Raw genomic sequence first — 19,856 nt, 5'->3', positions numbered from 1 at the left:
CGCCAAGCTTGGCGAAGAGGGCAAAAAAGAAGTCGCATTTCTTGTCGACAAGAAAAGCAAAAGGCGTGATCCAGACTGAAAGTGGGTTGGAGGCAAGTTTTGCCTTTGGTTGTGACCTGCACCCGAAGGTTAAGGCTATCCGGCCGCAACCCTGCACATTCGATCTGAAATCAGGTCGTGTTTATCCAACAAAAGAGGAGCTCATCACCAAGTTCAAGGGAACGGGATACAAACCAAAACCTTACACCCCTGATTTTGAAGTCATCTGTTTTGATGGCCGGAAGCTCTTCGTGGAAGTGCGACACTCTAGATTGTTGAAGCACAATGAGAGCACGTTGCTACTGCCAAACATCTTTAGAAGCCTCGGTTTAGAGCTTCTGATCCTCACCGATCAATTTCTTGCCAGAGATTTGGTGCACAATATCCGATCTCTACATCCCTATATTCGGAGGTCTCCGACTGACGAGTTTCTTCGCAAACTGTCTTCAATTGAAGCACAAACGTTCCGGCTGGAATTTCTCCTGAAAGAACTGGGTTGTAGCCAGATCGATGTACTAAGTTCAATCGTATTGGGCCACATCTCAGTTGATCTTAGAGCAGGCATGCTCCGACCCAAATCTGTTGGACGGTTAGCCCACGGCCAAAAGTCTCATCTGGAGATCTTTCCACTGTGACGCAGCAAGGCCCCAACTATGTCGGATGGAATGTTCTCATCGGAACGGAAGCTTTCGTGGTCAAGGAGTTTGATCATCAACGAGACCACGTTTTGCTTCAGGATGAACGAGGGACATACAAAGAAATTACCAATGAAGAATTCAGGACGCTTTATTCTCTCGGTGCGGTAAGCAGCCCGCATCTTCATGGTACGACTTCCAAAAGACTGGGTACACCAGAGGAAAACAACGAAACGTGCTTTCGAGAACTGATCCTTGTCAGAGTAACTGAACTACAAAGACAAGGATACTCGTGGGCTAAGATTAGAGACAAATTGGCAGATGAGTTCGCTGCGCATCCGCTTCATGTGCATCGGAAGAAACCTTTTCCGACTGTAAGGACCATTCAGAACTGGCGCACGCAGTACCTACTTTCAGGAAAAGCAGGTCTACGATCCAAGACAAGTAATTCCGGCAATCGTACTCCGAGGTATAACGCGGAGTTCCGGGAAGTCGTTTTGGATCTTTTGGAAGAACATTTTCTTAACAACGACTTAAAAACTATCACTTGGATTGCCCGGCAAGCCAAGCGGCTGTACCGAAGGCAATGCGAATCCGAAGGCAAGGTGCCCGGTCCCTGCGGAAGAAAATGTGTTGAAGCAATTGTTTACAGCCTGCCACATGCCGGACTTTTAAAACGGCGACTGGGGGACGAAGAGGCAAACAGGCGCTATCTAATGGCGCTGGAGTACCAAAGAGTATCCACCCCGCTCGAAAGGGTGGAATTGGATTGCACCACGCTCGATGTTTGGTGCGTCGATGATGACGGAACCCCAATTGGCCGCCCCCACATTTGCGTAGCAATCGACTGCGCAACCGGTGTTATTCTTGGGATGCAACTCAGCTGGAGCCGTCCCGACACTGCATTGGTCTCTCGAACTGTAAAGGAAATCTTGGAGCCCAAAACACCAGCATTTTTCATGATGCACGGTATCGAGAATGATTTTCAGACAATTGGGACGCCTCAGCTGTTGATTACAGACCAGGGCACCGAAAACAGCGGTGACGTCTTCCATACGATCATCGATTGTTCGAGCCTGGAATGGCGCAAGATGATCCCAGGTCGACCGGATAAAAAACCGTTCATCGAACGTTTCTTCTTAGAGCTGAGCCGGTTTGTCACTCAATTCCCTGGTGCTTCGCAAACGTCCCTCATTGGCCCCAGAGATCGGACGGACAAGGCACAAAAAGAGGCCCGCCTGACTTTGCAAGAGATTGAAACGCGGCTGCAAAAATGGCGCTACGATGTGTACTTACGCATGCCCAGACGACGCGTACAACACGTTCTCCGAAGACTGGAATCTCCGATGCAATCTTGGAAGAGGACTTTCCCAGAGTGTTTTGTACCAATGCCCCCAGATCCCCACGAACTCAGAGAAATGTTTATGGTTCAGGCCGCGACGAGAACTGCGCAACGGTACGGTATCTCCTACGGAGGAGTGACATACCATAGCGCTGAACTCGCCAACTACTTGAAAATGGTCGGTGTACCCACGACAGTCGATATCCGCGTTGACCCGAATGACATTCGAGAAATTGCGGTTTTGGATCGCCTGAATAATGAGCATTTCTTCGTACCCGCAAAGTATGAAGAGTGCCCGGCTCTATCCTTCGATGAGTTGGCGAGGCTGCGAAAGCAAACCTTCACCCCGGAAGACGAAGAGCTTCAAGAAAAGGCGCTGATCGCTGCGATGGCTCTGCACCTTTACGAAGAAGAACCAAAGGCAAGGACAAAGACCGCAAAGTCTCGGGAGAAGGCCGCCAAAGAGGAGCGAAGACAGGAAATCTTCGCGCAATCCAAGAAAGTCATGGATAAGCACGGGCATTCAGAGCCCGCGTACAGGGCGGAAAAACCTGAGTTTGATCTGCCCAGCAAACTGCCAAGTTTTGTCTCTAAAGGAGGGTGCCCGCAATGACAGAGCGAGTGTTTGAAGTTCTGAACCAGACAATTGAACATCCGAGCTATTTGGTTGCCAAAGACAAATTGGTTGAAGCCGTCTCCATCTCTCGCAAGTTAAACGGCGCCGCAGTCTTCTTGTCTGGGCCTACACGTTGCGGAAAGACGCAACTCTTGAATGACGTTCAAGTTGGACTCGGCAAGCGACCAGATCTCAGTAGCGACCTGCTTGAATATTCTGGTTTGAGCGGAGCAAGTGATTTTGTCATCGGAAGTATTCCGACCAAACCAAACAGTAAGACACTGCTTACAGCGATGCTCGAAGCCGTTGGGGTCAAAGCCGGACCAACCCAAAGCGCGCACGATTTACAGGCCCGTCTGTGCTTCGCTGTGCGTGAAAAAGGTATTCGCACAATCGCGTTGGATGAATGTAGCCATTGCGCCGAACGAGGTGCTCATCTGTCAAAACGTGGCGCAACCGACCATTTCAAATGGCTAATCGATCAAACAGGGGTCACGTTGATCCTCGCCGGTTTGCCTAAGTTTCAAGGGCTCATTGATGAAAACGAGCAATTGAGGGACAGAACGCTGTCGACTATCGAGCTATTTCCGTATGCTTGGTCGAATGGCGCCGATGCTACAAGCTTTGCCGCAGCGTTCTCTGAAGCTCTATGCAACATGCAAGCCGCCGGTGGCCAGTTTGACTTTGATTTCGAAGAACTGGTGGTCAGATTGTACGGCGTAACTGGAGGTCGCGTTGGAATGCTTGTGCGCATCCTCCAAGTGGCCGCGCTCAAGATGAAGTCGAAGACGCTGACATCCAAGATTATCTCGGACAGCGCAATTCAGTTGACGCAAAAGAGCCTAAACGCTGGTTACTTTTTTGGGGAGGAAGCACCTCAGAAAATCGACCTTGTTCGATCCTACATCCATGTCATGCAGGACGCTGGCTTGGATGTGACCCCAGAGTCACTCATTGACCTTGAAGCGTTAGAGGCCGCATGACATCGAGACGCTCTGACTTTCTGAGACCAAAAAATTCAGAAAGCCTGTTGGGCTATATTAGGCGTTTAGGGCGAGCAAAAGCACACTACTTCACGTCGGATTTCTTGGCAGAACTTGGCAATCGATACGGGCGTCAATTGGTTGATGATATCGCCGCAATTGAAGAGGAGTTGAGGGTCCCGCCCGGGACACTTGAACGTCTCGCACCTAGCTCGCCACCGAAAGATCCTAGTAGAGACTGGCAATACGAACGTCTTCACTCTGACCCAGTTTGCCCACAATGCCTCGCGGAAAAGAAACCATATCAAGCGCTATGGCGGCACTCCCTGGTAACTGCATGTCATGAACATCGATTGAGGCTGGTTGACGTTTGTCCAAATTGTTCGGAGAGATTGACACCACAGGTGGGTGGCTATCGATTGTGCAGTTGTGGATTTCCCCTTGATAAACTGCCACGCTATCAAGCTTCAGAACACGAGTGCGATATAGCATCCGCAATCTCAGGCACCGGTCCATTGATCCCACATGCCGAAACCGGAACCAGACCCCCGAGCAACATCGGTAAATTCGTTCATTTCCTAGCCTCTGGTTTTCAAGCTAGCCGTACGGGTAAGTTCGGAAAAACGAAAATTCCGAAGACCGTTGAAGACGCGGTTCGACTAATGGCGCCGGTCGAATCCCTTTTGGCAAACTGGCCGCATGGTTTCGAAAATTATGTGAAAAAGCTGCTGCATGAAGGTGATCCCGATGCAACTTCTGCTCCTGATCGGCTTGGCAACTGGTATCAGCGCTTAATGCGGTTTCGAGAACCTGAATACGATGTGTTTAAGGACGCAGTGGCACGTGTGATCGAGAGAGAATTCAGTGGCTTCCATCCGGGTCGTTTGGCGTCTACTTCATCGAGAGAGTGGTTGCCCGCAACGGAAGCGGCACGACAACTCGGAATTTCTGCACAGCGTCTCGTTGCGGCAGTCCAAAAAAGAGATCGCTGGCAAGATCAGTCAACGCGGATTTGGACATAATCAAACAGTCGTTCCCAAATTCGAAGTTCTCAACATTGCAGCAGATCGTCGGCGCTTCTGGAGCGCGGCAGAAACATGTGACTATCTGGGAGTTGGACGTACACAATTCCAATTTCTCAAAGAACTTGGTGTGGTCGGCGAAGTCCCAGTTTCAGATCGGCCACCGCTCGTGGATGGCCGGTTCCACTCGAATTCTGTAGAGGAACTTGTCTTTAAGATTAGAGCATCGGCCACTGAATTGACGGGAGAGGCAGTTTTGTTCAAAGAGCTTACGCTTAATCGAACAACTGACAAGACGGCGCTGAAGAAGCTCATTCGTCTCATTTGTGAAGGTTCTATCGCTGCTGAATTGGAAGATCAGGATGTCCTACTCGGTGACTTCAGGTTCCAGAAATCGGACGTCGAAAAGGTTCTGCGATCTGAGCGGCACTCGTTGGACTGGACTGCAAATGATGTCGCGAAGTTAACGGGTTGGAAGGCTCAGGCGGTGACACATTGGTGCAAGCTGGGCCTGCTCGGATCTCGCACCGTTCCGCATGGCCCAAGCGAGTCTTTCTTGGTCAAGCCGCAGCAGCTTGCGGTCTTTCAAAGCGAGTACATGCCCGTTGCGACACTGGCTAGGTCAAGAGGAACAACGTCCCGAAAGCTCCTGTCTGATTTCGAGAGCAAAGGGATTGAGACCCATGGTGCGCAAATGGAAGGTAAGACGACGCGAGGACATTTGGTGAAATTGAGTGATCTGGCTTCGCTGCTGTCTGAGGCCGCCTAGTGCTCACCTGCACCATCCGAAAAGAACACCACTGAAATGCGCTGTCCAATTGCCGGTTCGTGGTCGCGCGAAACCTGCTCAGCTTCCTCGATGACCCGGACCATCTTTTTATGGATCTCATCGGACGCCTGATGATCGCTTTCGAGCTTTTCGAGGATAACCTGAAGCGCGATGTACCCCTTGGGAAGATCCTCATAGGCGAAGCTGTCACGCACTTCGTGTTTTGCTTGTTCCCAGAAGGGATCAAGCTCACGGCTCCACGCCTCGCACACCATTTCCACGGCCGGTAGTGACAGATGGCCAAACCATTCTTGATCACTGAGTTCGACACCACCTTTGCGTCCCATAAACTCGGCGCAGGCTTTCATGAGGCTCTCAACGCGAGCGGGGCGCAAGTCCCACTCGGTCAGCTTGCCAATCTGCTCTGAAATCGTCTCGAGCGCTTCGGAGAGATCTTCCAGTGACATGTGGGCGTGTTCCATGCCGAGGCTTCTAGTCCGTTCGTACGCAGTGTCCAAGAATTGGGCACAGGCTAGCTGGTCGCGTTCCAATATCAGCCCTGGCGCAGAATCCTTGAGAAGCAGCAGGCGAGGCGGAAAGAAGCCGTTGCTCTTGCTAAGTCCCTTGAGATGCAGTGCCGTGAATTTCTCACGGGCCGATAAGAGCGCCAACTCTGCACCCCAGGTGCCCTGGATTTCGGCCTTATCGATGAAATTGTAGCGCTCTTCGGGGATTGTTTTTTTGGTGCGTTCCAGAACGTCGTGAAAGTTATTGTTGCGAAGTCGCCGCGGGGATCGCAGATATTCAACAACACTTTCGAGGATCAGTTCTGCGTTTTCGGTGCTTTCTTCTAAGACGGCGTCGATTAACGCCTCCCCAGCCAAAGTTTTGTAGTTCTCTATGCGCTGGGCGATTTTTTCGTCAGATGCAAACTGACCTACTGGCACATCAACAAGGTGGTAATTGACGACCCCGAACTCACTATCGATCCTGTCGATCCTACCCAGACCTTGGATGAGCTCTTTCAGGTTCGAGGTCAGGCCAAGCAACACCAGCGTGTCTGACGACTGAAGGTTGATACCTTCAGCCATCTTGTAAGTCAGAAAAACCGATGCAGATCCTTTTGGTTCGTTCTTTCCTCCGGGCCGGAAGTAAGACTCCACGGACTTGCCCTGTTTGATACGCTTGAAGCTGTCGGGGCCATCTCCAAAGATTGCCTTCACGGCGCGATCTTCACCCTTGGTTTGGTTCCCCACGACAAAGTTGGTGTGGTGGCCTCTGCGCGACAGTGCTTCTGCAAATATCTCGAGTGTGTCCGTCCGTTCTGCGAGAAAGACGACCCTGTCTTTTTCATTTTGTATTCTCAGGCACGCCTCATACCGCTTCTCATCAAGCTCCTTGAGAACACTGAGACCCAGTTTTTGGTTTAGAGCGTCGCATTTCTTTGTGGGTTCAGGCGCTTCTATTCCCAATGCTGAGAACATGTCGGACTGGTCGCGGTGGGATACCTTTTTCTTCGATTTTCCACCGCGCTCGAAGTCACGAAGCGATTTGCCAATAGCTCCATGAGACATCTCCCAATGGGCCTGGGCGGCGCTCACGCGCAGAATGTTCAAAAGGTTGCGGATGTAGAGTTGGTCCTGCGTGCTTTGTTGCGTGCTGACGTGCCCGAACCGACTTTTCTCTACAGCGGTCACCCTGCCACCTGGTGCAAGTTCTTTGCAAAGGGAAACAATCTCATCCAGGCGCGTTTGCTGAGGCTTTGTCACCTTAAGTTTCTTCGGGCGCCCGTGGTTTTCAAGTTTCGGGTAACTGTGCTTCTTGGGATCTTCGTCCTCGCCAATGCATCGCCTTTGTCTGCGTGTCAAAAACGGTGAAACAAGTTGAGCGAGTTCGGTGCGAGCCTCTCGCGTGAGCGTCGTGTCAGGTTCTGACAAAACGGCCAGTTGTGCATCCTGGTTGAAGATATCCTTGGGAACGTGGGTTTCACGCTCGAATAACTCGCCCATGGCCTGAATGAAAGTAGGCGTCATGAAAATGGACGCCCGCTTCTCCTGCATATGGGTCAACCAGTCGACATCCCGGTTCCCGAGCAGCGTTGCCGACAGACAGACATTCCAGCTTGGCGGGGCAAGCTCGATGGCTGAGGCCATTTGAGACGCCTGTTCAAACCCTGGTGTAACAGTGTGGCTTTCATCGATTATCAGAATACCAAACTGATCGAGCCTGAGCCCGGATTTTTCTTCATCGCCAGCGCCGCGGAGGTGTTGTTTGGCAAGTTTGCTGTTTGCGACAGGTTGGAGCGAGTTTGTCGAGTACTTGCGCCAACTGGGAATGACTTTTGGCGGGGCGATTACCGCTGCATTTTTTCGCGCAACGCCATGGACCGGGGAGCGAGGTACGACCTCCGAGAATGTCTCTGACAATGCTTCGGCCAGGTGACATCCGATCTCGGTCTTTCCCGAGCCGGTTGGCGCTTCTACGAAGGCAATACCATGATCATAGACGATAGAGCATGCCTCATAGGTCAGCTCCTGTTGATACCCAAACAGCGTATGGCTCGTGATCTCTTTTCGGTCGCCGGTGAGCCAGGGTTCGAACCCCTTTTGCTCCGAGATCGTTCGCGCCATCGCATCTTCAGCTGTAACCGGCTTGATAAGTCTTTCCAGTATCTCCAGTGCTTGGGCATTCCAATCGACGGAAATGTCCCAGGCTTGCTCAGCGGCATCTGTGCGTTCGACCTGAAGTTCATGAGTGCCCGCATCCAGGTCATCGGCATACTCAATGTTTCTGTAGAGCCCTGAGTAGGAAAAGTTCGCGGACCCGGCGACGGCACCTTTTGGTGAGCTGACGATTTTTGAGTGTAGCCGCCGATCCCCAGATATCCCCAACTTGCGTTTGGCGAGCTCCGGATCGAAGACACGCAAATCAATTTTGCCGGTTTTGATGGCGTGTTTTGCCAGCACCGCGATAAGATCGTGATCCTCTTCCACTTGAAGCCCGGAGCGCTCCAGCCAGTAGAGCCTCATTTCTTCGGTGACTGGTTTGGGGTTGGTCAAACGTTTGGTATTCGCCGTGTCGATCCCGAACGATATCCGGATCCGGATGTCGCTGTCATTTTCCAGATCCCTCAGCTCGGGCAATTCCTTCATCAAAATCGACAGCGACGACAAGAAGTCCTGATACCCGGTGACAATCAGACAATCCCCAGAGGTGATATGGGGTCGATAAAGATTGATAACCGGCCGGTCGATATTGGTGCCGACCTTCGCAACCGGTTCGGCATCAAGCTCACTTGCGGGCTTTTGATTTGCTTCGGTAAGCTGCTTTGGCTTGGAACGCAGCCAATCAGGGAGTGAAAACAATGAACAAGACTTGGATTTAGGACGCTTGGTCTAATAGTGATACTGCGGGCATCGTCCTTCAAGACATCATCGGAAGAAACATTCGTTTTCCTGAAACTGTCGGAAATTCGCACCGTTTCTACTTGGGCGATGACCAGGTTCTCGAACACAACATGAGCAGTCAGCCTGCTAGGCAAGTTTACTGGTGACTGAGAGTATTTTGAATTAGGGGCCTGGCGGCATTACAGGCCCTCTCTGGTCAAGTCGCGGCGCTAGAGACCTCGAAGTGGGTATTCACCACACGCAACAAGTGCTCATAATCACCCTGGACGGCTTCCTCCAGAAAAGTCTGAATTCTGGCTTGTTCGGCTCCGGCGATTTCCGCTGCGGATTGGCAGCGTGCCAGTACTTCAAATGCATTGGCGTTTGCTCTGGGCAGGTCGATGGTCGCTAGTTTTTTCATGTCAAATCCTCATGTAGAATACCGGGCAACCATTGCAGGTCGAAATTAATCTCAGGTATAAGAATTGCGGATTTTGCCCCCGATCCAGAGGCTGTTTTAAGTTTAACATAAGTCGCAATTGTAGAGCGTTTGCGCTCCCGTCAGCCAACCACCCGTAAGTCCGAAAATCGGACATTCGTGAACAATCCTTTAGCTGTAATCGTGAACATAAAGTTCAAAATGCTTCTTCGAATTCAAAGGTCAGCGATGCGCAGAAAGCGGGCTTTGCAAAGTTTGGCGAACAGCTCTCTTCTGACATCCAAGGGTAGGTCTTTATTCTGCGGTCGCAGATCGCATTGCAGCCGTCCGCTGCAAGAGCAATGTTTTGGGTTGGGTGAGCTCACAGTCCGCGGGGATATTGTTGAAAAACTCGAAAATCTGACAGCCGCGTTTTTCCGCCAGAATCTGTTGCCACGGCCAAATTGAAACGGACTACCCAGTGGAGCCTCTGAGAGCGTCGGACATTGCCAACGATGGTCTAGGGCCGACCTCCTCGACGAGTTTTTGGAGAGGCCTTCTATGGGCAAGTTTTTCACCCATTTTCTCGAAAAATGAAGTTTTTCAACAATATCCGGGCGAAGCTACCCTTGAGGCAGTTTCATCTAATTCAGATCTATGAACAAAACTGACCTTGTCCACAGCATGGAACAATTCTTGAGTATTCGTGGGAATTTGCCGAGACACGTTCAAACACTGGCTGCGAGACCTCAGTGTTCGTTTTTACGGAGTGATGCAAGCGCCGTCTTAAGTATCTTTAAGCTTGCGGCGCGTTCTTCTGGTGTCATCGAGCTCGGGTCCAACACCATTTGAAAATTCGGGTTTTCATATACTACTTTTTCTGCGCGAGGTCTCGATTTCTTTTGACCCAAGACGCGGTATGTCATGACAGGTTGAGCCACGCCTTTGACTTGGATAGCTCCAACTTCTTCGGTCTCTATTTCGTGGTTCACGTGCGCCCAGGTTTCGTACGAGATGTAAATCTCTCCTTCCTCGGCCTGATGCTCCAACCTTGATGCCACGTTCACAGCGCCGCCGATAATGGTGTAATCCATTCGGTCGTCACTTCCAAAATTCCCAACCGTACAAAAGCCTGTATTGATACCTATACGGCATTGTAAATGTTGCCTTATTCCATGACGACTCCATTTTGCCCGCAACTCTGTCAACTTGTCTCGCATTGCAATTGCCATTCTCACGCATGCCAAAGCATCTTCCCGCACCCCTTTAGTCTCCGGATCTCCAAAGAAGACAAGGATTGCGTCGCCGATAAACTTATCTATCGTCGCACCGTGGTTCAGAGCGACTTCCGACATTTCGGTCAGGTAGCTGTTCAGGAGTTCTGTTAAATCTTCCGACTCCATCTGATCCGTAAGCTCTGTGAAGCCGGCGACGTCCGAGAAAAACACTGTTAGCTTTTTTCGCTTACTCGCGAGTTTAACTTCTTGGCGACCGGAAAAGATCGAGTTGTAGACTTGAGGCGATAAGTATTTGGCAAGCTTTCCTGACAATGCCTCAAGCTCTTGGTTTTTTTGGGTAACCTCTTCGGCGGCGATGCGCTGTTTTTCGGCTAGTGCATTCAGTTCCCGCTCGTTACGATCACTCAATCGCATCATGCGCCGCGTGGTTCTGAGCAGCTTTCTGTATTCTCCGACAAGGTTTTCAATTGATTTGCGTGTTTCATCATTCGGAAATTTCCCACTGTTTAAAGCTGCTTCCGCGACTTCCAAAGCCTCATTCTCGCGAACAAAGAGATCGTCGATAGTCATCGATCCAACAACTTTTCCAGTGTGAAACTGGCATGTTTCAGGTCTTCCCCAAACTCCTCTCCAAGTTCTTCCATGGTCTCGTCTTCGGGGTCGTGAAACCAATAGACGTCAACGCTTTTCCCCGCCTCAGCAGCGGAATCTAAAAGCTCCATGATCATCATGATGGCCTTGGCGCTGGACGAATTGAAATAGATGAGTTGAAATTCAAAACGACATTTGGATATTGAGCCATCCGACAACCAACTTTTCAAAGCATCAAACAACGGGTTGTAGAAGGTCGTAACATCCTCAGGGTAGGATTCCCCAATCAGTTTGAGGTGGCCAACGTCAAAATCGAACACCACGGCCGGGGTGCGGTTTGTTGCCGGGATATCTATGTTCTGCATTCGTACCCTCTTAAACCGTCGCTTTAAGCGCGAAGAATGCGTGCTGATCGTCAATCCGCATAAAATCAAACTCGATTGGCTTTGACGCTCGGCGCGCAATTTCAATTAACCCGATACCTGCACTATTGCTGACAGTGTCAGTTTCCGCCCGAAGTTGGTCTTTGTACGCGGCCTTAAGTTCCTCACGATTCATTGCTCGTAGTTCTGAAAGTCGTCTTCGCATATTGTCGACGTCACTCAAAAGAATCAGATTGCCCGCATGAACGACATAGCTGTCGGCCTCGTTTCCGATAGTCACGATGCCGTAACTTATGTCCAACACCTCGGTCTCACCGTCGGCTGATAGCCGTTCAACTGAATATCTGATGATGTTCTGCATTTGCTCTACGAAAACAGCGAAAACGCTTCGGAGAGTTTTGGTGTCAGCATCTTCAGACACTAATTTCTGCTTTAACGCATCGCCAACACCACTGAGGATACCTTCAGTTACATAACCACTGTATGCAAAGACAACGCCTTGTCGGCGCAGGTTGGCGCGTAGTTCGTAGACTTCGCTTGCAAGCATCTGTTCCCCTTAGTCATGCTTGGGTGGCACCAAGTTCAATTCAGGCCTTAATATCATAAGATACACATTTATGCATTTTTGGTGTATCAATTGTGCAGTGTTATTAGTGGGGAGGTTAACATGATTAGGCTATTGTGTATGGTCGCCGTAGTAATATCGTCCAACCCGGCAGCAGCGGCCGACATTCCAACTGAGGTCAAGGCAAAGCTCCAATCTGCCATGATATCGCATGTTGATGGAGTGATGGTCGACGGTTCTTACACGTATCTGGATACGACCACCAACGCGTTTGAAACCGTTTACCCAGCAAATGTTCATCCCATGGTTATTCCTGCGGGAAGTGACTATTTCGTCTGCTCTGAAATGATAACCGAAGGCGGTGACACCGTGACCGCAGACTTTCTAGTGCGGGAAGTTTCCGGGGACTACAAAGTTGTACAGATGATCGTCAACAATCGTGACGCTCTTCAGGCCGCGATGAAGAACATCGGGAACTAAATGCCGGACACTATAGAGGCATTTAGTGCGTAAACTCTGGACATTCTTGAAGCGCCGAATATTCCTGAAGCATATTCTGGCGACCCTCCTGCTCGGAGGCGTGGTAAATGCCATTGTGCTTCTTTTTTACTATGAATTCAAAAAGCAAGCTCAAACGGATCAGGTTGCCGCGGAAGTTGCAACGATTGCCAATCGGATCGCGCGTCCGTTGGCTGAATTGGTTGAAGCAGGAAATCTTGCGCAAGCAACGAGCCTGCTGGCTGTCTATTCGGGTTTTCCTTACGTTATTTGCGCTGAACAGAGGTTAGAGCAAAGCTCAGAAACCTTGGTTTCCTGGCCTGCTATAGGATGCGACAAAATAAAAAAACCTGGTTTAGACATCGTCGTTTCTGTTCCGACGGCCGCAGGGCCGACCACGATGTTGGCCCGAATTGATCAGGAGATTTTGAACAATGAGTTAAGGACAGAAGTGGGGGTTGTGGTCCTTCTTGGAGTTCTCGGGGGATTTGCGCTCATCTTAGCAGGCGCTGCTGCATTTCTATGGCTCATCAACAGACCTCTCGGCCAAATGTTGAAAGCCATTGAAAGGTTCGAGCGATACGATGACCCTCAAATTGTCCCATACGAGTCGGAAGATGAGATTGGCAAGGTTGTTCAAAGCTATAACTCAATGTTGGATCGCGAGGTTGAACGTGTCAATGAAATCCGCGAGGCGCACCACCAGATCGTCGCAAGCGTAAACTATGCCACGCGAATTCAGCAGGGTTTGTTGCCCACGACAAGCCAGTGCAAGGCCGCCTTTGCTGATTTCGCTGTCATATGGGAACCACGCGATTTGGTTGGTGGGGATATCTACTGGATCAAAACGGGTGGCCCAATTACGACGCTCGCCGTAGTTGATTGTACCGGACATGGCGTTCCCGGAGGCTTCATGACCATGTTGGCTATCGCTACACTCGAGCGGCTCTACTACGAAAATGAAACGCTTAGCCCGTCGCTGGCGCTGTCCAAGTTGAGCGATTTGACGCGTTCACTTCTAAATCAGGATACTGCAAACGGGACTTCCAACGACGGCATGGACGCTGCGATTTGCCAGATCGATACAGCAAAAGGGGTAGCGACGTTTGCAGGTGCGCACATGTCTCTTTTGGTCAAATCCAAGACCGGCATTGACCGAATCCGAGGTGATAAGCTGAGCATTGGGTATGTGGACACTCCTATTGGTCCAAAATTCTTGGAGCACGAAGTTCAAATAGATCAAATCACAGATTTTTTTGTTTCAACTGATGGGTTGATTGACCAATTAGGTGGAGAAAAACGTTTAGCTTTTGGTTTTCAGAGAATTTTATCTGTATTTGAACAGGAAGAGTGGTCGTGTTCGGAAGATCTATTGTCGGCTATTTACAGCGCTTTTCAAGACTATAGTACGAATGAAGAACGCTTAGATGACTTAACCATGATCGCTTTTCGCACTGCCCGAAAAACAGATTAAGGTGTGTTTGTGAGGTGCAACGCCCTCTGCTTATCCGTAAACGTTGATGTCTACTCCTGTACTATCTAAGGCTTTGTTAGGCATTATTAAAACTGAGGTGACGCCGATTTTTCCTCGCTGAACAGGCGCTACAGTGGACTGACCGTTCGACAGGGCGCTTCGGTGACATAGGTGCGGCACGCGCTTTTGTTGATTTTGCGGTCGAACGTCTCAAATCGGATTCCCTTATTGACCAGAACCAAACTCAGGCCTAAGCGCAAGACCAACAATTAGGTAAAATCGCGCTATTCAGCCGCCGCCGCGGATGCGGCGGTCCATGCATTTGGGACAAACGCATCATCCAAAGCCGTTTCCGCCACATGGTTCGTATAGTTCGACAGGATTTTCAACGCTGTGCCAAGGATGACTTCCAGCATGGTCTGGCGGGTATAGCCAGCCGTCAGAAACGCCTCGACCTGTGCGTCGCTGGGCCAGCCTCGGCTTTCGTTGATCACGATGGTGAATTTGCGCAGTGCTTCCAATTTGGAGTCGGCGATAGGGCTGCCATCGCGTAACGCTGCGATCACGTCTTCGGGGACACCGGCCATCTGTGAAAGAGTGGTATGGGCGGCCATGCAGTACTTGCACCCGTTCATCCGGTTGTTAGTCATAAGGATGATCTGGCGCTCAGTCTCTGACAGGCTGGTCTTTCCAAAGATGTTGGAAAGTGTCGTATAGCCTTCCAAAATTGCGGGCGCTTCGGCCATGGCCGCATAAAGGTTGGGCACAAAACCATATCCTTTCAGCGATGCTTCCAGAATTGGTTTCGCGGCATCAGGGGCTGAGGCGATTGTATAGGTCTCAAAATCAGTCATGTCTGGTTTCCTTTGGGAAGAGTTTTCGACGCACGCGAATTGTCATTGCGGACAGGGCGTCTTGGAGAAATGCCGGCCTTTTGGGGAGGGGAGAGGCAGCGGTGGCTCCGACCGGCAAAAGCCACCAAATTCCTCGATCAAAGGCTGCCGACAGGCGTGTGGTGGATGTCTGCCCACTTAGCATGGGCGCCTTGGATCACGGTCTCTTTGTCCTCAAGGTACTTCTTGAAGATGTCCTCATTCACAAAGAGATAGAGCTTGTTGTCCACGATATCGGCATACCGAACATCGCCATCAAGCTTCTTGCCTACATAGACGCCAAAGGCGCAGAACCCGCCGAATTGAGGCAGATGTGCCGTCGGATCCGCCTCGAATGTGGCTTGCGCTGCCTGCGACGCAAAATAGTAGTCCACTCCATCATGGGTCGATGTAAAAGTGGCGTTACCCATTTCGGGTTTTTCGGCTTCAAACATCGATACAGGATCGACGCCATGCATGCCGAGGGGCTGCCCGGTCAAGGTAAGACTGTTCGAAACGTTGTATTCATCGTCAGCCAATGCCGCCGCCGCCAGGGCGAGAGTCAAAGCTGTTGTAAGTGCGGGAAATGTAAAGATGTGTGTCATGATATGTCCCTTCAGGATGTCAGGATCAAATTTGAAGATCGATTTGGGTCAGGCCGATTGGCCAATGCGCTCAACCGCGTCGTCGGTCCACCAGACGCCGTTGGCGACCATTCGGAAGTTGATTATGGCGGCGAGATACCCGTCACCTTCAGGCACCTTGGCCCCGGCTGTGGCATCGCGAACGACAGCGACTTCGTAGCCCAGCTCCAGCAGCTCGTAGAGATGCGCCTGCGTACACAGGTTCGCCGACATCCCCGCGAGGATCACCTTGTCGATCTTGCGTTTACGCAATTGCAGGTTCAGGTCATTCTGAGCAGGGCTGTAAACCTTGTGTGGCGAGCAAATGATGGTTTCGCCATCCTCGATGTACTTCTTGTATTGCGGCATCCAGTCGGCACCTGAGCCCTCGAAGTTGTCCAAATTGAGCGGTCCCAGGCGGTCAAACATGCCGATGCTGTGCATCGTGGCTTCCAGAGTGCCCTCGAACTCCCACTTGTGGTCATGCGGGTAGTAATAGTGGGGCGAGATGAAGACCGGCATCCCCGCAGCCTTGGCGGCATTGAAAAGCCGTTCGATATTGTCGACCGTGCCCTGTTCGGTCACGCTTTCGCCAACGACACCCCACGTCACACCGTCCTCTGACAAAAAATCAATCTGGGGGTCGGTCACCACAAGCGCAGTACGCCCCGGCTCAATGGTCATGTCGATTTGGGGAAGGCCTGGATTTTCCGGGTCAGCATAGTAGGCGCGTGCTTCGTCGGTCGCGGCAAGGGCCTGTCCGCCAGCCACTATTGTTGTACCTGCCGCGGCCGCACCGGCGGCTTGTTGCAAGAGTCGCCGGCGCGCCATATCAACGCGTTCGGGCGTGACGTCGCAAGCGCAGCTTGCTCCATGTTTGTGGTCATGATTGCTCATTGCAAATTTCCTTTGTCTGAGAGGGGCAAATGGGTTTGCTTTACTCGGGAGCGCCCCAGGTGGATCTGACAAAGAAGAAGTTAGGCGCCACATCGATTGAGGTATCGGCCCGCCCTGCCAAGGTTTTGGCCGAACCTGCCATGTGGTCTTGAGGTGTGTGCCTAGTCGGAGGTCGCCTGCTGCCTGAATCGTGCCGGAGCCTGGCCAACCCAGCGCTTGAAGGCGCGGCTGAACGTGCTCTGTTCCGAAAACCCGGTCATAAAGGCGATCTCGGCTATGGAAGCCTTACCGTCACGGAGCAGGTCACGAGCGAGTGCAACTTGTGCCTGACCAAGAACTTCGCGATAGGTCAGCCCTTCTTCGGCCAACCTGCGGTAAAGAGTGCGCTCGCTCATTCCCATCTCTTGGGCGACATGCGCCGCCTGCGGTGCGCCGTTACTCAGGGCTGGCGTAAGCCGGTGGACAATTGCTTGGCTCAGTGAGGTGTCGTCATCGCGAGAGTTGAGCTCCTCATCCAGGTGCTTCGTCATGAAATCTGACAAGCCCGGATCGCCAAGACGATTTTTGCTTTCCAGCATAGCAGGGCGCATAGCAATGGCGTTGTGGGCGCTCCCAAATCGAACCGGGCACCCGAAATATTCGGCGTAATGTTCTGGCTCTTGTCTGCATGCATGCTGAAACGTGACATATGCGAGCGACAACCCATCACCCACAAACCGATGCATGTTCCTCGCAAAGGCCGCAAGCGCGCATTCGTTGCGCAGCTCCAAGGCGGCGCGATGTGGTGTTTGTCCTTCAAAAATCCAAAGAACCGGGTCGCCGGTTTCATCAAGTCTGTAAACTGCGGTGTCCGTGACGAGACGAAAATAGCGCTCGATCCGTTGCAATGATTGCCGCAAGGTCGGAGCTGTCTTAACGGCCAGGCCAAGTACGCCGAGATCATCGGTCGCAATCGCGTTTGCATAGGCCTCAACTAACGCGGCCTCGTCCGCTTGTTGCGCACGAATCCAATCTATCATATCGAAATACGCATCATCCGCCAATTGGCCGTCTTGAGCTTCTGGTAAACGCAGCACGACAGCGCCATTCGAAATCAGGGCGCCATCGTCGTTCAGCGTCATCCCGGCGGCGTTGGCCATCGCGCGCGCGAATGCGTATGTTACACTTGCCATACAGTGAGATTAGCACTGGAAAGCTCTTTCACACCAGATCGTCCAACCTTGTGATAGGTATAATTAATAAAGACAGCCTCGATCTTCGGGCGCTTGAGGATAAATGCGCCAAACTGATAAAACTCGTCATCAGGTTTTCTGAACGGTATCGTCCGAAAGCGTGCGGAAGCATGCACTCATAGAGGTCATGGTAGATGGGCGAAATTTTTATATCTGTGCTGCTGCCGCTCGCAGTTGTTGTAATCATGTTCTGCCTTGGCCTCGGACTCACAGCGGCTGACTTTCAACGCATCGGACGACGTCCACGTGCCTTTTGCGTCGGGGCTCTCAACCAGATCATTTTGCTGCCTTGCATCGCTTTGATGGTGATCTTTATCTTTGGGATTTCCGCCGAGACAGCCGTTGGCATTATGATTTTAGCGGCCTGTCCGGGCGGGGCGATCAGTAACATCGTAACCAAGCTTTCGAATTGGGATGTTGCTTTGTCCGTTACTCTTACAGCAGTCTTCAGTCTGACTTGTGTCGTTACCGTACCGCTTATCCTGGGGTTTTCGATGCAGATGTTCATGGGGGCAACTGCGCCCGCTATCGACATCTCTTCGACGGCTTTAGCAATGTTTTTTTTAACAGCTTCTCCAATCCTAGTCGGGGTGACCGCGCGGTCATTGGCGCCGCGGATTGTAGCCGCTGTCGAACCAGTCTTTAGCAAGGTCTCTATGCTACTTTTTGCGCTGGTCATCGGAGGCGCGATCATTTCAAACTGGGTGGTGGTCGCGGATAACTTCCTTAGGCTTGGACCCGCACTTTTGGTTGTAGGTGCGTCACTCACGTTTATTGGCATCATGAGTTCAGGGATGCTCGGATGCACAGACATCGAGGCGAAGACGATTTCAATTGAGACCGGCGTTCAAAACGGAGCTTTGGGGATCGCAATTGCCACCTTGCTGTTGCCTAACACCAATGGGTTAAGCGAATATGCCATCCCATCCGCAATTTATAGCGTGGTCTGGATCGTAACAATGTTGCCTGTGTTCGCTTTCCTTGCGCGAAGAAGCCCAATTTTATGATCCTGACGCCTATTTGCCAGCTCTGGTTATGGGCTGGGCCAAGTCCCTTAGTTTCCATGCCGGAGCGCCATCTGGTCAAAGAGCGATCAAGGAGCTCCCAAGCCCTCTGTGGAACGGCCGCTTTGGCGATTTTCCCTGTTGAAGGGAAAAACTGTTGCTGCCAGTGCGGTGGATCCTGCGTCAGCGAAGGTGTAGACTCCAAGGTCAGTTTTGTCCGCAAGGCGGAAGTCACCACGTTTGGATGTGAAGCTCCGGTTTTGAGCTCAATCCATACTTTGAAGACTTACGAGAAAGGCTCAATTGAAACTGCCTTTGGCCAAACAAAGATCACGTTGGAGTGTTGTTGGGCAAACTTTTCTTCGGCTGTATTCCAACAGAAGCTCTGTGCGGATCCCAGAATTGCTTTAAGGTTGCGTATGCACCGTTAGGTTCCTCACTTTGAGACAAAGCTATCCAAAGCAAGACTGAAAGAGGATTGAATGAAACGCCTGTTTCCATCTCTGCCTGAGAACGCGACGCTGGGAAGTGTCTATCAAGCCTTTCCAGACAAACTCTCTCCGCTTTGTGCGTACGAAAGCCTTGTGATGAGGGGAGAGAGCGACCTCTCGGTTGCCGAGCGTGAATTAATCGCAGCCTATGTCTCTGGCTTGAATGCTTGTTCGTATTGCCATGGGGCGCACATCGTTTTCGCCAAAGCCTACGGTATTGAGGTCGAGACAATCGAGGCACTGATGGCAGACCGCGATACGGCACCGGTCGAGGATCATCTCAAACCGTTACTGGCTTACATTGAAAAGCTCACCGTCTCTCCATCCCGAATGACGGAAGCCGACGCAAATGCAGTCTACGCGGCAGGCTGGTCAGAGAGCGCGCTGTTCGATGCTATCCAAGTCTGTGGTGTCTTCAATCTCGTGAACCGCTTCATAGAAGGAACAGGTGTTCAAAGCCCTGGCACCGATCCAAGAGAAGCGGACGAAGCCACTTTGAAGCGATGCCGCAGTGACAGCTTTTACACCGATTTCGGACGGGAGAACGGCCTCGACATCCCTTGAATTGATGTTGTTCGAACTTTCGAGCGAAGACAAAAAGCTGGTTCGATAAAGCGGCAGAAGCGTCCTTACCTCCCGAGGTTAACCAATTCGTCGATACCAGTCGGCACCTTCATCTATTGTTGGTGGATCTATGTTCAAACCAAAATGATCCGTCCTGCTTTTCGTAGAAATCCCATTTTCTGATAAGGTTTTGTGGACATGTGGTCTTTGTAAG

Annotated in this window: 18 protein-coding genes and 1 pseudogene; 10 read left to right on the top strand and 9 right to left on the bottom strand. The window is 51.3% G+C overall.

What is annotated here, in order from left to right:
- Positions 1-41: 41 nt before the first annotated feature.
- The 6 genes and pseudogenes from AC1DFB_RS13615 to AC1DFB_RS13590 all read left to right on the top strand — a co-directional run bounded on the left by AC1DFB_RS13615 (position 42) and on the right by AC1DFB_RS13590 (position 5,406).
- Positions 42-674, top strand: coding sequence for a hypothetical protein (locus AC1DFB_RS13615; protein WP_480921480.1), 633 nt, complete (start codon positions 42-44; stop codon positions 672-674).
- Positions 671-2,629: a Mu transposase C-terminal domain-containing protein gene (locus AC1DFB_RS13610; RefSeq protein ID WP_480921479.1), complete on the top strand. Its 1,959-nt coding sequence runs from the start codon at positions 671-673 to the stop codon at positions 2,627-2,629. The genes AC1DFB_RS13615 and AC1DFB_RS13610 overlap by 4 nt, the downstream gene beginning before the upstream one ends.
- The gene (locus tag AC1DFB_RS13605) at positions 2,626-3,615 is read left to right on the top strand and encodes a TniB family NTP-binding protein (protein WP_480921478.1); all 990 of its coding nucleotides are present in this window, start codon (positions 2,626-2,628) and stop codon (positions 3,613-3,615) included. Before AC1DFB_RS13610 ends, AC1DFB_RS13605 begins: the two co-directional genes overlap by 4 nt.
- Positions 3,612-3,917 (top strand): annotated as a pseudogene (locus tag AC1DFB_RS13600) (hypothetical protein); the annotation flags it as partial. The gene AC1DFB_RS13605 and the pseudogene AC1DFB_RS13600, both read left to right, overlap by 4 nt.
- A gap of 102 nt (positions 3,918-4,019) precedes the next feature.
- Positions 4,020-4,637, top strand: a complete 618-nt coding sequence (locus AC1DFB_RS13595) for a hypothetical protein (RefSeq protein WP_480922642.1) — start codon at positions 4,020-4,022, stop codon at positions 4,635-4,637.
- Positions 4,579-5,406: a hypothetical protein gene (locus AC1DFB_RS13590; RefSeq protein ID WP_480921477.1), complete on the top strand. Its 828-nt coding sequence runs from the start codon at positions 4,579-4,581 to the stop codon at positions 5,404-5,406. The genes AC1DFB_RS13595 and AC1DFB_RS13590 overlap by 59 nt, the downstream gene beginning before the upstream one ends.
- Here the strand turns inward: AC1DFB_RS13590 and AC1DFB_RS13585 are convergent.
- The 5 genes from AC1DFB_RS13585 to AC1DFB_RS13565 all read right to left on the bottom strand — a co-directional run bounded on the left by AC1DFB_RS13585 (position 5,403) and on the right by AC1DFB_RS13565 (position 11,969).
- A complete protein-coding gene (locus AC1DFB_RS13585) occupies positions 5,403-8,771 on the bottom strand; it encodes a DEAD/DEAH box helicase family protein (RefSeq protein WP_480921476.1) in 3,369 nt (1,122 codons plus the stop codon). The two genes, AC1DFB_RS13590 and AC1DFB_RS13585, sit on opposite strands and share 4 nt — an antisense overlap.
- A gap of 238 nt (positions 8,772-9,009) precedes the next feature.
- Complete coding sequence (locus AC1DFB_RS13580) at positions 9,010-9,213, bottom strand: hypothetical protein (protein ID WP_480921475.1); 204 nt, start codon at positions 9,211-9,213, stop codon at positions 9,010-9,012.
- Positions 9,214-9,959: 746 nt separating this feature from the next.
- A complete protein-coding gene (locus AC1DFB_RS13575) occupies positions 9,960-11,018 on the bottom strand; it encodes an adenylate/guanylate cyclase domain-containing protein (protein WP_480921474.1) in 1,059 nt (352 codons plus the stop codon).
- Positions 11,015-11,404: a DUF1987 domain-containing protein gene (locus AC1DFB_RS13570; RefSeq protein WP_480921473.1), complete on the bottom strand. Its 390-nt coding sequence runs from the start codon at positions 11,402-11,404 to the stop codon at positions 11,015-11,017. The genes AC1DFB_RS13575 and AC1DFB_RS13570 overlap by 4 nt, the downstream gene beginning before the upstream one ends.
- A gap of 10 nt (positions 11,405-11,414) precedes the next feature.
- Complete coding sequence (locus tag AC1DFB_RS13565; protein WP_480921472.1) at positions 11,415-11,969, bottom strand: SiaB family protein kinase; 555 nt, start codon at positions 11,967-11,969, stop codon at positions 11,415-11,417.
- Positions 11,970-12,089: 120 nt separating this feature from the next.
- Between AC1DFB_RS13565 and AC1DFB_RS13560 the strand changes: the two genes are divergently transcribed.
- Positions 12,090-12,467 carry a hypothetical protein gene (locus AC1DFB_RS13560; RefSeq protein WP_480921471.1) on the top strand — a complete coding sequence of 126 codons (378 nt, stop codon included), beginning with the start codon at positions 12,090-12,092 and terminating at the stop codon, positions 12,465-12,467.
- A 25-nt stretch (positions 12,468-12,492) separates the two neighbouring features.
- Positions 12,493-13,959, top strand: coding sequence for a SpoIIE family protein phosphatase (locus tag AC1DFB_RS13555; RefSeq protein WP_480921470.1), 1,467 nt, complete (start codon positions 12,493-12,495; stop codon positions 13,957-13,959).
- A gap of 284 nt (positions 13,960-14,243) precedes the next feature.
- Here the strand turns inward: AC1DFB_RS13555 and AC1DFB_RS13550 are convergent, their stop codons facing one another.
- The 4 genes from AC1DFB_RS13550 to AC1DFB_RS13535 all read right to left on the bottom strand — a co-directional run bounded on the left by AC1DFB_RS13550 (position 14,244) and on the right by AC1DFB_RS13535 (position 17,490).
- Entirely contained in the window at positions 14,244-14,813 is a 570-nt protein-coding gene (locus tag AC1DFB_RS13550; protein WP_480921469.1) for a carboxymuconolactone decarboxylase family protein, read from the bottom strand.
- Between the two features lie 137 nt (positions 14,814-14,950).
- Complete coding sequence (locus tag AC1DFB_RS13545; protein WP_480921468.1) at positions 14,951-15,436, bottom strand: YHS domain-containing (seleno)protein; 486 nt, start codon at positions 15,434-15,436, stop codon at positions 14,951-14,953.
- Between the two features lie 48 nt (positions 15,437-15,484).
- Positions 15,485-16,351, bottom strand: a complete 867-nt coding sequence (locus AC1DFB_RS13540) for a cysteine hydrolase family protein (RefSeq protein ID WP_480921467.1) — start codon at positions 16,349-16,351, stop codon at positions 15,485-15,487.
- Between the two features lie 161 nt (positions 16,352-16,512).
- Positions 16,513-17,490: an AraC family transcriptional regulator ligand-binding domain-containing protein gene (locus AC1DFB_RS13535; RefSeq protein WP_480921466.1), complete on the bottom strand. Its 978-nt coding sequence runs from the start codon at positions 17,488-17,490 to the stop codon at positions 16,513-16,515.
- A gap of 227 nt (positions 17,491-17,717) precedes the next feature.
- On the opposite strand from AC1DFB_RS13535, the gene AC1DFB_RS13530 reads away from it, so the two are divergent.
- Positions 17,718-18,590 (top strand): bile acid:sodium symporter family protein, encoded by an 873-nt coding sequence (locus AC1DFB_RS13530; RefSeq protein ID WP_480921465.1) that lies wholly within the window; start codon positions 17,718-17,720, stop codon positions 18,588-18,590.
- Between the two features lie 479 nt (positions 18,591-19,069).
- Positions 19,070-19,642 carry a carboxymuconolactone decarboxylase family protein gene (locus AC1DFB_RS13525; protein WP_480458186.1) on the top strand — a complete coding sequence of 191 codons (573 nt, stop codon included), beginning with the start codon at positions 19,070-19,072 and terminating at the stop codon, positions 19,640-19,642.
- The last annotated feature ends 214 nt before the right edge of the window (positions 19,643-19,856 follow it).

This window comes from Ruegeria sp. S84 (assembly GCF_056583445.1).
Note: the sequence above shows the minus strand (reverse complement) of the source record. Positions and strands in the feature narration are given on the sequence as shown.